This window comes from Rhizobium quercicola (assembly GCF_021168455.1).
Classification (GTDB): Bacteria; Pseudomonadota; Alphaproteobacteria; order Rhizobiales; family Rhizobiaceae; genus Ferranicluibacter; species Ferranicluibacter quercicola.
Genome location: NZ_JAJOZR010000002.1, coordinates 288,462 through 300,762, shown reverse-complemented (window position 1 = coordinate 300,762; position 12,301 = coordinate 288,462). Strand labels below are relative to the sequence as shown.

Here is a 12,301-nt window from a genome sequence, read left to right as displayed (position 1 = left end):
TCCGGCCGGAAACTGTCTTTTTGACATGCAGAAAGCGGGCGTTGTCAGGCGCCCGCTTTCTGCTTTCAAGGTCCGATGCGCTCACACACTCAGGCAGAGATACTTCACCTCGATATAGTCCTCGATGCCGTATTTCGAGCCTTCCCGACCCTGGCCGGACTGTTTGATGCCGCCGAAGGGGGCGACTTCGGTGGAGATGAGGCCGGTGTTGATGCCGACCATGCCGTATTCGAGCTCTTCCGCCACGCGGAAGATCTTGGAAATGTCGCGGGCGTAGAAATAGGCGGCAAGCCCGAATTCGGTGTCGTTGGCCATGGCGATGACGTCCTCTTCCGTCTCGAAGCGGAAGAGCGGCGCGACGGGGCCGAAGGTCTCCTCGCGGGCAAGCTTCATCTCGGGCGTGACGCCGGTGAGGATCGTCGGCTGGAAAAACAGGTCGCCCTTCGCCGCGTCCCGCGCGCCGCCGACGGCGATGGCGGCCCCCTTGGAGACCGCATCGGCGATGTGATCCTCGACCTTGGCGAGCGCCTTTTCCGAGATCAGCGGGCCGGCACTGACATCCGGCTCGAAACCGCCGCCGACCTTCAGCGCGCGCACCTTGGCGGCCAGCTTTTCGGCAAAGGCGTCGTAGACGCTCGCCTGCACATAGAGACGGTTGGCGCAGACGCAGGTCTGCCCGTTGTTGCGGTATTTCGACACCATGGCGCCTTCGACCGCCGCATCGAGATCGGCATCCTCGAACACGATGAAGGGCGCGTTGCCCCCGAGCTCGAGCCCGAGCTTCATCACCTGCCCCGCCGACTGCCGGAACAGGATCTTGCCGACATTGGTGGAGCCGGTGAAGGTCAGCTTGCGCACCTTGTCGCTCTCGCACATCTCCAGCCCAACGGAGGCCGAATCGGTCGACAGGATGACGCTGAAGAGCCCGGCGGGGAGACCGGCCCGCTCGGCAAGAATTGCCAGCGCCAAGGCCGACAGCGGCGTCTCGGCGGCAGGCTTCGACACGATGGCGCAGCCGGCGGCGAGCGCCGGCGCGACCTTGCGGGCAAGCATCGCATTCGGAAAATTCCACGGCGTGATGGCCGCAACGACGCCGATCGGCTGCTTGACGACGATGATGCGCTTGTCCGGCTGGTGGCCGGGGATCGTATCGCCATAGACGCGCTTGGCCTCCTCGCCGAACCACTCGACATAGGAGGCGCCGTAGAGCACCTCGCCCTTCGCCTCGGCCAGCGGCTTGCCCATCTCGGTCGTCAGAATGACGGCGAGGTCGTCGGCGTTCGTGACCAGCAGGTCGTATAGCCGGCGAAGGATCTGCGCCCGCTCCTTGCCGGTCTTCCGCGCCCACGCCTTCTGCGCCTTGTGAGCGACCGCGATGGCCTGCGCCGTCTCGGTGCGACCCATGTCGGGAAGCGTCGCCACATGGGCACCGGTTGCCGGGTCGAGCACGTCGAAGGTCTTGCCGTCGGCGGCGGCCGCCACCCAGTCGGCGCCGATCAGCGCCTTGTCGGTGGCAAGGCTCGGGTCTTTCAGCTTGGCGAGAAGGTCCGGTGATAGGCTCATTGTCAGTCTCCCTTGACGCAGTCGCGCAGCGTATCCTCGAGGATCTCGAGCGCTTCGGTAAAGATATGATCCTGAATGGTGATGGGCGAGAGGAAACGGATGACATTTCCATAAACGCCGCAGGTGAGCAGGATCAGCCCCTTCTCCAGCGCCCGCTGCCGGACCCGGTTGGTAAAGTCGGCATCCGGCGTCGCGGTGCCCGGCACGTTGAACTCCACGGCATTCATGAAGCCCGGCCCCCGGATATCGACGATCTGAGGCACGAAGTCCTTGAACGACTGCAGCCGCTGTTTCAACCGCGCACCCAGCTGTTCGGCCCGGGCGCAAAGGGCCTCGTCGGCGATGACGTCGAGCACGGCAAGGCCCGCCGCGATGCCGATCGGGTTGCCGCCATAGGTGCCTCCGAGGCCACCGGGGCCCGGTGCGTCCATGATCTCGGCGCGGCCGGTGACGGCGGCGATCGGAAAGCCGCCGCCGAGCCCTTTGGCCATGGTCGTGATATCGGCGACGACCGGGTAATGCTCCATGGCGAACATGCGCCCGGTGCGGGCAAAGCCGGTCTGCACCTCGTCGGCGATCAGCAGGATGCCATGCCGGTCGCCGATCTCGCGCAGCGCGATCATCAGCGCCTTCGGCACCTCGTAGAAGCCGCCCTCGCCCTGCACCGGCTCGATGATGAAGGCCGCGACCCGGGCGGGATCGACGTCCGCCTTGAACAGCCGGTCGAGCACGGCGAGCGATGCCTCCACCGTCATGCCGTGCAGTTCGGCCGGAAAGGGAACATGGAAGACATCCGGCATCATCGCGCCGAATCCGGCTTTATACGGCGCCACCTTGCCGGTCAGCGCCATGCCCATGAAGGTCCGGCCATGGAAACCGCCGGAAAAGGCGATGACGGCGGAGCGTTTCGTCGCGGCCCGGGCGATCTTCACCGCATTCTCGACCGCCTCGGCACCGGTGGTGACGAACACTGTCTTCTTCTCGAAATCGCCGGGCACCAGCGCGTTCAGCCGCTCGGCGAGACGCACATAAATCTCGTAGGGCACGACCTGATGGCAGGTGTGGGTGAAGCGATCGATCTGGTCCTTGACGGCGGCGATGACGCGCGGGTGCCGGTGCCCGGTGTTGACGACGGCAATACCGGCGGCGAAGTCGATATAGCGATTCCCCTCGACATCCCAGATTTCGGCGTTCTCCGCCCGCTCGGCATAGACCTGCGTGGTCACGCCCACGCCGCGCGATATGGCAGCGCCGCGCCGTTCGGCGACATCGAGATTCAACATGGCACAGTTCCTCCGGCAACGGGCGCCCGCGCGCCCATGAAAATTACCTATATTTTTTCTGTAGAGTTTGCAATCCGGATTTCACGGGCTAAGAGAGGCCCCACGCACCACGTCAGGCGACGCAGATGGACGACATTCGCTTCAAGATCACGGAAGCCGCCCGCATGGCCGGCGTGTCCGCCTCGACGCTGCGTCTCTGGGAGAGCCAGGGGCTGATCGAGCCCCTGCGATCCGCGACGGGGCAGCGCCTGTTCGACCAGACGCTGATGGACCGGCTGAAGACCATCGGCTGGCTGCGCACGGAAAAGGGCCTGAACCCGGCCGCCATCCGTGAGGTCCTGAAGGACGAAGGCGAGACGGCCCCAGCGGCGGCAACGGAGACCGCGCCGGTCGAGGCGGATGCTTCCCGCGCCATCGGCCCGAAGATCCGCCACATCCGCCGCCAGGCCGGCCGCACGCTGCAGAGCGTCGCCGACGAAACCGGCATCGCCCTGTCGCTGCTCTCCTCCTTCGAGCGGATATCGCAGGGCCTGTCCCTGCCGGCGCTCCACGCGCTGGCGGCCTGCTTCGGCACGACGCTGGCGGCGCTTTCCGGTCAGGAAGGCGGGGAGCACCGGCAGTCGCTCGTGCGCGCCGGTCAGTGGAGCGCGTGGCCTGCGACCGCCTCCGGCGTCACCATCCAGCCGCTGGCCGAAGGCCGGCACCAGATGGAGTGCCACCGCTTCGTGCTGGCCCCCGGCGCCTCCAGCGAGGGTGCCTACCGGCATGAGGGCGAGGAATTTCTGCATGTCCTCCAGGGCCGGATGCAGATCGTGCTCGATGGCGACCAGTTCTTCGATCTCGCCGCCGGCGACAGCTTCACCTTCGAAAGCACCCGCTACCACGCCTGGCGCAACCTCCACGAGGCCGAGACCGTGCTGATCTGGATCAACACGCCGGCGACCTTCTGATCAGCCGAGGACCTTCACGACCGTTCCCCTGCGCGCGAAGGCGAGGATGCGCCGCATGGCGGGCAGGCTGACGGCGATGCAGCCTTCCGTCGGCTGGTAGCCGGGGCGGATGAGATGGAAGAAGATCGCCGAGCCCCCGTTGCGGCGGCGCGCGCGCATGTTCCAGTCCATCACCAGACAGACGTCGTAGAGCCCGTCGGCGCGCATCATCGTCTCGTGCCGGCCGGCAAACGGCGCCGCGACCAGCCGGTTGTAGCACGCGTGATCCGGCGCATCGCACCACAGCATGTCGCCCCGCGTTCGCTTCAGCGACAGCCGTGTGGCCGGCGGCACGATCCGATCGGCCCTGACATAGCCGTCGATCAGCGGCATGGCCGCAATCGGCGTCGCGCCGTCGCCTTCGCGCTTGCGCGCCGTCATGCCGCCGCGCCCGATCGCCGCCTGTTCCGTCCGGCCGGCAAACGACACCAGCGCCCGGCACCGGTTCCCCGGCGCTGCCCGCACGATGATCGTGCCGGGGGATGAACGCGGTTCTCTGGGGATCTTGCGCATGAGGCTCACAGGAAAGTGCATGGGTCGTGATGGTGCGGTGCCATCATGCCATGTTAGCAAGGTTCCGTCAGCGAAAGGACGCAAAGCTGTTCCCGGAAAAGCGCTTTTGCCCGACAGACCTCTCGCCGAGGGCAACGCCGGACCTGCCGTCTCCGGCATGACGCGGGCCGCCCCGGCCTGCCTGGTGCCGGCACCGCACGCCCATTGCGTGTCGCGTGCTTGCCAAGTCCGATGCGAGAGCTAATTTACGTCAGACGCCCAGGAGGAAATCCGTCATGTCATCCCGTACCATTCTGCTCGTCGACGATGATGACGTGTTGCGCCAGACCCTGGTCGAACAGCTCTCGCTCTACGAGGAGTTCGTCATCCTGCAGGAGGCGACGGCCAGCAAGGGCATCCAGGCGGCGCGCACCGCCACGGTCTCCCTGCTGATCATGGATGTCGGCCTGCCGGACATGGATGGCCGCGAGGCCGTGAAGCTGCTGCGCAAGGGCGGTTTCAAGGCGCCGATCATCATGCTCACCGGCCACGACACGGATTCCGATACGATCCTCGGGCTGGAAGCTGGCGCCAACGACTACGTCACCAAGCCGTTCCGCTTCGCCGTCCTGCTCGCCCGTATCCGCGCCCAGCTGCGCCAGCACGAGCAGAGCGAGGATGCCACCTTCACCGTCGGCCCCTACACGTTCAAGCCGAGCCAGAAGCTGCTGACGCTGGAGAACGGTCAGAAGATCCGCCTGACGGAAAAGGAAGCGGCCATCATCCGCTATCTCTACCGCGCCGACCAGAAGGTGGTGACGCGCGACGTGCTCTTGGAGGAGGTCTGGGGCTACAACTCCGGCGTCACCACGCACACGCTGGAAACCCATGTCTATCGTCTGCGCCAGAAAATCGAGCGCGACCCTTCCAATGCCGAGATTTTGGTGACAGAAAATGGCGGCTACAAGATCGTCCCGTAACCAAGGCTGACGATCGGCCGTTCGCGCGCGGGCGGCAACGGATCGGAGAGCCCCTTGGCGCTGAACGACGATATCGCCCTTCTCTCGATCGTGCCGCTGTTTGCGGACATCGATGACGAAAAGCTCCGCTTGGTCGCCTTCGGCGCCGAGCGCCGCCGGCTGGTGCGCGGCCAGCAGCTGTTTCGCGAAGGGGCGCCGGCCGATTGCGCCTATGCGGTCGCCGCCGGACGCCTGGCGCTGACCCGGTCGACAGCCGCTGGCGGCACCGAGACCATCGCCAATGTCGGCCGCGGCACGCTCCTGTCCGAACTCGCCATGATCTCGCTGGTGGAACGCAAGTTCACCGCCACGGCGGAGGTCGAGACCGAGGTCATCCGCATCACCCGCCCGCTGTTTCACCGCATGCTGGAAGAATATCCCGACGTTGCCGCCCTCGTCGACACGCGCATCCGCGACAACCTTCACGCCATGATCCGCCGCGTCGGCAATCTCGCCCCGCGCTTCCTCTGAAGGCCCTCAGAGGTCGAAGGTCGCGATCACCGGCACATGGTCGGACGGGCGTTCCCATCCGCGCGCTTCCTTGACGATATCGACCTGCCGCAGAGCCGTGGCGAGATCGGCGGACGACCAGATGTGGTCGAGGCGGCGGCCGCGGTCGGCCGCTTCCCAGTCCTTGGCGCGGTAGCTCCACCAGGTATAGAGCTTTTCCGGCGAGGGCGTGTGCTGGCGCATCAGGTCCACCCAGGCGCCGCCCGTCATGATCGCGGTCAGGCCTTCCGTCTCCACCGGCGTATGGCTGACGATCTTCAGGAGCTGCTTGTGCGACCAGACGTCGTGTTCGAGCGGCGCCACATTGAGATCGCCGACGAGAATCGAGGACACGCCGGCCTCGGCTTCGGCGTGCAGCAGCTTCATCTCCTCGAGGAAATCGAGCTTGTGGCCGAATTTCGTGTTGATGGTCCGGTCCGGCTCGTCACCCCCCGCCGGCACATAGAAATTGTGCAGGCGGATGCGCTTGGACCCGTGCGAGAAGACGACCGAGAGATGCCGTGCATCGCCGACGCCGCAATAGTCGCGCCGGTCCACCAGCTCGGTCAGCGGCAGCCGCGAGAGCGTGGCGACGCCGTGATAGCCCTTCTGCCCGTGCATGGCCATATGGCCATAGCCGAGCGCCTCGAAGGCCTTCACCGGGAAGAGATCGTTCGGGCACTTGGTTTCCTGCAGGCAGAGAATGTCGGGCTGGAACCGCACGAGGAAATCCGACACCAGCGGCATGCGCAGACGAACGGAATTGATGTTCCAGGTTGCGATCGACAATGTCATGATGTGCCTTCCGGAATGCAAAAAAGGTCCCGCGGGGACGGGACCTTGAGCCAGCCCCATGCGGGACCTTTAATCCATTTTGCGCACAGACGACAAGCGCGACGGCGGAGCCCTATTTGCGGATCTCGTCATAGGGAATGCGGAAGACGGCATCGTCCATCGGCATGCCGGTCTTCACATTGAAGATCATCACGGACGTATCCTTCTTCTGCGGATCGGTGATCGTCCACTGGCGAAGGTCGTAGGTCTTCGGATCGAACATCATGGTGATGGTGCTGTCGCCGAAGATCGAGCGGTCGCCGAGCACGATGGTGATCAGGTCCGTCTCTTCCTTCACGTCGCGCACCGTCTTGCCCGAAAGGTCGATGGAATTGGACAGAAGCAGGTTCAGCGGCGTCTTCGACAGGGGATAGAGATCCCAGGTCTTGAGCTTCTGGTTGCCGATGACCACCGACTTGCCGTCGGCAATGACGCGCATCGGCGACGGCGCCTCGTAGTTGAAGCGGATGCGGCCGGGCCGGCTGATGAAGAACTTTCCGCCCGTCTGCTCGCCGCGCGGGCCGAACTGGACGAACTCGCCGCTCATCGTCTTCACGGAGGCGAAATGATCGGCGATCTTCTGCGCCGTCGCGGTCGATTGCGCCGCGGCCGGGTCGAGCGGCAGCCCGAGGGTCGCCAGCACGCCGAAAACCGCCACGCCGGCCACGAAGCTGCGCCGCGACAGGAGCGACCGATCCGTCTGTCCCGTCCTGTCGGTCGTTCGTGTCTCTGTCATGGGGAAACTCCTGTTCAATCTCTGCGTGATGTGGCGCGCAACTGCGGCACCTTCAAGACCTCAACGGGCAAGACCTCAACGGGCAAGACCGCGCAGGACAAGACCACGCTCTGCTGGTCGGACCACAGAACGCCCTCAGCGTCCGCTGATCTCGTCTTCCGTCGGCACGAGGATTTCGCGCTTGCCGGCATGGTTGGCAGCGCCGATGATGCCTTCCTTCTCCATGCGCTCGATCAGCGAGGCCGCACGGTTGTAGCCGATGCCGAGGCGGCGCTGGACATAGGAGGTCGAGGCCTTGCCGTCGCGCAGGACGATCGCCACGGCCTGATCGTAGGGGTCGTCGGACTCCGACAGATTGCCGGTGCCGGCCGGCCCGCCGCCATTGCCGCCCTCGCCGTCGTCTTCGCCATCGTCCTCGGTGATCGCATCGAGATAATCCGGCGCTCCTTGCGTCTTCAGGTAGGAGACGATCTGCTCGACCTCGTTGTCCGACACGAAGGGCCCGTGAACGCGCTGGATGCGCCCGCCGCCGGCCATGTAGAGCATGTCGCCCTGCCCCAGCAGCTGTTCGGCGCCCTGCTCGCCCAGAATGGTGCGGCTGTCGATCTTCGACGTCACCTGGAAGGAGATGCGGGTGGGGAAGTTCGCCTTGATCGTACCGGTGATGACGTCGACGGACGGACGCTGCGTCGCCATGATGACATGGATGCCGGCGGCACGGGCCATCTGCGCGAGCCGCTGCACGGCACCCTCGATGTCCTTGCCGGCCACCATCATCAGGTCGGCCATTTCGTCGATGATCACGACGATATAGGGCATCGGCTGCAGGTCGAACTCTTCCGTCTCGTAGGTCGCTTCGCCGGTCTGGCGGTCGAACCCGGTCTGCACCGTGCGGCTGATCGCCTCGCCCTTCTCCAGCGCCTGCTCGACGCGGGAGTTGAAGCCGTCGATGTTGCGCACGCCGATCTTCGACATCTTCTTGTAGCGCTCTTCCATCTCGCGCACCGTCCACTTCAGCGCCACGACCGCCTTCTTCGGATCGGTCACCACGGGCGAGAGCAGATGCGGGATACCGTCATAGACGGAGAGTTCGAGCATCTTCGGATCGATCATGATCAGCCGGCACTGGTCCGGCGTCATGCGGTAGAGGATCGACAGGATCATCGTGTTGATCGCGACCGACTTGCCCGAGCCGGTGGTGCCGGCCACGAGCAGATGCGGCATCTTGGCGATATCGGTGATGACGGGTTCGCCGCCGATCGTCTTGCCGAGCGCCATGGCGAGCTTCGCCTTGCTGCCTTCGAAATCCCGGGAGCCGATCAGTTCGCGCAGATAGACCGTCTCGCGGCGCTGGTTCGGCAGTTCGATGCCGATGGCATTGCGGCCGGGCACGACGGCGACACGGGCGGCGATCGCGCTCATCGAGCGGGCGATATCGTCGGCAAGGCCGATGACGCGGGAAGACTTGATGCCCGGTGCCGGTTCCAGTTCGTAGAGCGTGACGACGGGGCCGGGACGGACATGAATGATCTCGCCCTTGACGCCGAAATCCTCGAGCACGCCTTCCAGCATGCGGGCGTTCTGCTCCAGCGCATCCGCCGAGAGCGTCGCGTCGCGCACGACGTTCTTCGGTTCGCTGAGGAACGCGAGCGGCGGCAGGGTGAAGGTGCCGTCGCCAGGAGCCTGCCGCTCGAAGGCGGCTTCCGGGGCGCGCGGCCGCGGCTGTGCGGCAACGACGCGGCCGGCGACGGGCGCGCGACGGGCGGCCGGAGCGATCGGCATGTCGTCATCGCCGGAGAGAAGACCCGACGGCAGCATGTCGTCCGCATCGTCCGCGTCATCGGCATCGTCCAGGTCGAAACCGGGATCGCGGCGCGGGGTGGCCGGACCGTCGAGGGACGGCTCGACCCGCACGGCCGACTTGCGCCGCACCGGCTCGTTCAGCGTGCCGAACTCGTCGTCGTTGAAATCGTAAGGCTCGTCGAAATCGCGCTCGGGTGCCGGCTTGCGGCGGGCGAGACCGAAGAGGCGGCGGAAACGGGCCTGCGTCGTGTAGCGCATATGCGTGACGGCGCCGGCGAGGAACATGACGAACCCGCCACCCGCCTCGTCGTCCTCGATCTCCTCGCGCACGGTCTTCGCCTTGCTCGGCGTCACGACCGGCGCCTCCTCCTCGTCCGGATCGGCCACGCCGAAGAGACCGGCGGCATAGACGAGGAAGACGGTGGCAGGAATGGCGATGATCGCGCCGAGCACGGTGGCGAAATTGCCGGTCGGATACTCCCCGGTGATCAGCGCCGGCAGGCGCAGGATCATGTCGCCGAAGACGCCGCCCAGGCCGTTGGGCAGAGGCCAGGTGACCGGTGCCGGCACGCAGGACAGCGCGGCTGCGGCAAGAACCGAGCCGACGAACCACGAGACGCCGCGCTTGATGACCTTGTCGAACGGCTTGTTGCCGATAAGGACCAGCGCCCAAGCCAGCACGGGCAGCAGCGCCACGACGCTGCCGATCCCGAAGAACTGCATCATCCCGTCGGCAAAGGCCGCGCCGCCCGTGCCGAGAATATTGGTCGGCGGGTTGGCCGTGGCATAGGAGAAGCTCGGATCCGCCACGTTCCAGGTGGACAGGGCGGCGACCGCCGCCATCAGCAGCGCGAACAGCGCGTAACCGGCCAGCGCCACCGACTGGCGCCACACGAAGGCCGACAGCACGAACCTGTCGGACCGGGTGTCGAATGCCGCCTGATTGCTTCTTGCCATGGATAATCTGCCTGTCCTGATCGCCTGAAGCGCCGTGATCGTGCCGAACGCCCCCATCGTCTGAACGAAGAGGCGCTCCGGCCCGCAGGGTAGGCAGAGGAGGGTTAAAGCTCCATTAACCATGCCCGCCCGGACGGCGTGGGCGGGCAAAAATCGACGCACGAGCCGTATTGAGGCTACAGAACGCCCTGGTCGCCAACGCCGAGCGCCCGCTGGGCATCGCGCACCCGCTCCGGCGCATCCGCCAGCTTGTAGCCGGCCTCCAAGAGCCGCGTCGTGTGGATCTTGTTGTAGATGAAGGCCCAGATGATGCCGACGATGAACCAGCCGAGACCGACCCCGATGAAGCCGGCGATCATGCCCACGACGATCATGCCGAGGCCGAGCCCTACATCCCCCCGCAGCAGCGCCGGGATGCCGCCGAAGAAGAGACTGGTCCAGCTGAAGCCGTAATATCCGATCTTCGTCATGCCGGTACCGGGATGTTGCAAGCGGATCGCAGTGGCCATGATGGTCTCCAATGAGGGAAACCGAAAGTTGAAAATTTTTTCGCGCGGAGTCAATCGGCAACCTGCAGGGCGCCTGAAAAATCACCGGCACCAAAGGGTCGGGAAATGAGACAGGCAGGCGACACAGGCAGGCGACAGGCCGACAAGAGGCGCGCCGGAACGCAAAAACCCGGCAGGTGACTGCCGGGTTTGACGATCATGCGCCCGCGGGCGCGGGGAAGACCGGCTTTCGGCCGGTCTCCTGCGAAAGCGCTTACGAGTGGTAGGCCGCTTCGCCGTGGCTTGCGAGGTCGAGACCTTCGCGCTCGGCTTCGACCGGAACACGCAGGCCGACGATGACGTCGACGAGTTTGTAGAGGATCGCCGAACCGATGCCGCACCAGATGATGGTGATGCCGACGGCCTTGATCTGGGTGAAGACCTGCGCGCCCATCGTGACGCCTTCGGCATAGCCGATGCCGCCCAGCGAGGCGCTGGCGAAGACGCCCGTTGCGATGGCGCCGAAGATGCCGCCGACGCAGTGGACGCCGAAGACGTCAGCCGTGTCGTCGTAGCCGAACTTGTTCTTCACGACCGAGACGAAGAAGTAGCAGAGCGGCGAGACGATGAGGCCGAGAACGATCGCGCCCATGGGGCCGACGATGCCGGCGGCCGGGGTGACGGCGACGAGGCCGGCAACCATGCCCGAAGCGCCGCCGAGCATGGAGGCCTTGCCGCGGTTGAAGGTTTCCACGATCGACCAGGAGACGATGGCAGCGGCCGTCGCGACGAAGGTGTTGACCGTTGCGAGCATCGCGCCGCCGGAGGCTTCGAGGTTGGAGCCGGCGTTGAAGCCGAACCAGCCGACCCAGAGCATGGAGGCACCGACCATCGTCAGCGTCATCGAATGCGGGGCCATCATGTCCTTGCCGAAGCCGGTGCGCTTGCCGACCATCAGGGCGCCGAGGAGACCGGCGATACCGGCATTGATGTGAACGACCGTGCCGCCTGCGAAGTCAAGCGCGCCCATCTTGAAGAGAAGGCCGTTGGCATCCCACACCATGTGCGCGACCGGGAAGTACACGAACGTGACCCAGAGGGCGCAGAACAGGACGGAGGCCGAGAACTTGATGCGTTCGGCAAAGGCGCCGACGATGAGGGCGGGCGTGATCGCCGCGAACGTCATCTGGAAGACCACGAAGATATATTCGGGAATGACGACGCCGGCGGAGAAGGTTGCCGCCGTGGAATCCTTGGTCACGCCGGACAGGAACATCTTGGCGGTACCGCCCCAGTAGGCGCTCTCGGATCCGCCGAAGGCGAAGGAGTAGCCGTAGGTGACCCAGATCAGCATCACGGTGGCGCCGATGACGGTGCACTGCATGAGAACCGACAGCATGTTTTTCGTGCGCACCAGGCCGCCGTAGAACAGGGCGAGGCCGGGGATGAGCATGAAGAGAACCAGAATGGTCGAGACGAACATGAAGGCGGTGTCGCCCTTGTCCGGAACCGGCAGGGCGGCTGCCGTTTCGGCAACGGCCGGCGCCGCGGTGTCCTGGGCAAATGCGACAACCGGCGCCAGGAAGGCGGCCGTTGCGGCGCCGAAGCGTCCGAGGGTTGTCGAGAATGTGTGAGATGTCATGTGAAG

At 65.5% G+C, this 12,301-nt stretch carries 11 protein-coding genes; 3 read left to right on the top strand and 8 right to left on the bottom strand.

Annotated features, from left to right (window positions below; all coding sequences use genetic code 11):
- Positions 1–81: 81 nt before the first annotated feature.
- Together LRX75_RS04855 and LRX75_RS04850 are read right to left on the bottom strand one after the other, a co-directional pair.
- Entirely contained in the window at positions 82–1,563 is a 1,482-nt protein-coding gene (locus LRX75_RS04855) for an NAD-dependent succinate-semialdehyde dehydrogenase (protein ID WP_231812360.1), read from the bottom strand.
- Positions 1,564–1,565: 2 nt separating this feature from the next.
- Positions 1,566–2,846 (bottom strand): 4-aminobutyrate--2-oxoglutarate transaminase, encoded by a 1,281-nt coding sequence (locus LRX75_RS04850; RefSeq protein ID WP_231812358.1) that lies wholly within the window; start codon positions 2,844–2,846, stop codon positions 1,566–1,568.
- Positions 2,847–2,971: 125 nt separating this feature from the next.
- Here LRX75_RS04850 and LRX75_RS04845 point away from each other — a divergent pair, with 125 nt between their 5' ends.
- Positions 2,972–3,796 (top strand): MerR family transcriptional regulator, encoded by an 825-nt coding sequence (locus LRX75_RS04845; RefSeq protein WP_231812356.1) that lies wholly within the window; start codon positions 2,972–2,974, stop codon positions 3,794–3,796.
- Here LRX75_RS04845 and LRX75_RS04840 read toward each other — a convergent pair whose 3' ends face one another.
- Entirely contained in the window at positions 3,797–4,348 is a 552-nt protein-coding gene (locus tag LRX75_RS04840; protein ID WP_231812354.1) for a L,D-transpeptidase family protein, read from the bottom strand.
- A 275-nt stretch (positions 4,349–4,623) separates the two neighbouring features.
- Between LRX75_RS04840 and LRX75_RS04835 the strand changes: the two genes are divergently transcribed.
- Entirely contained in the window at positions 4,624–5,307 is a 684-nt protein-coding gene (locus LRX75_RS04835; RefSeq protein ID WP_113149773.1) for a response regulator transcription factor, read from the top strand.
- Positions 5,308–5,361: 54 nt separating this feature from the next.
- Positions 5,362–5,817 carry a cyclic nucleotide-binding domain-containing protein gene (locus LRX75_RS04830; protein ID WP_231812352.1) on the top strand — a complete coding sequence of 152 codons (456 nt, stop codon included), beginning with the start codon at positions 5,362–5,364 and terminating at the stop codon, positions 5,815–5,817.
- Between the two features lie 6 nt (positions 5,818–5,823).
- On the opposite strand, the gene LRX75_RS04825 is transcribed toward LRX75_RS04830, so the two are convergent.
- The 5 genes from LRX75_RS04825 to LRX75_RS04805 all read right to left on the bottom strand — a co-directional run bounded on the left by LRX75_RS04825 (position 5,824) and on the right by LRX75_RS04805 (position 12,295).
- On the bottom strand, positions 5,824–6,630 hold the full coding sequence (locus LRX75_RS04825) for an exodeoxyribonuclease III (RefSeq protein WP_231812351.1): 807 nt from the start codon (positions 6,628–6,630) through the stop codon (positions 5,824–5,826).
- A gap of 112 nt (positions 6,631–6,742) precedes the next feature.
- Positions 6,743–7,405: an outer membrane lipoprotein carrier protein LolA gene (locus tag LRX75_RS04820; RefSeq protein WP_113149776.1), complete on the bottom strand. Its 663-nt coding sequence runs from the start codon at positions 7,403–7,405 to the stop codon at positions 6,743–6,745.
- Between the two features lie 135 nt (positions 7,406–7,540).
- The gene (locus tag LRX75_RS04815; RefSeq protein ID WP_231812350.1) at positions 7,541–10,165 is read right to left on the bottom strand and encodes an FtsK/SpoIIIE family DNA translocase; all 2,625 of its coding nucleotides are present in this window, start codon (positions 10,163–10,165) and stop codon (positions 7,541–7,543) included.
- A 176-nt stretch (positions 10,166–10,341) separates the two neighbouring features.
- Positions 10,342–10,674, bottom strand: coding sequence for a hypothetical protein (locus LRX75_RS04810; RefSeq protein WP_231812349.1), 333 nt, complete (start codon positions 10,672–10,674; stop codon positions 10,342–10,344).
- A 253-nt stretch (positions 10,675–10,927) separates the two neighbouring features.
- Entirely contained in the window at positions 10,928–12,295 is a 1,368-nt protein-coding gene (locus LRX75_RS04805; protein WP_231812348.1) for an ammonium transporter, read from the bottom strand.
- Positions 12,296–12,301 lie beyond the last annotated feature (6 nt).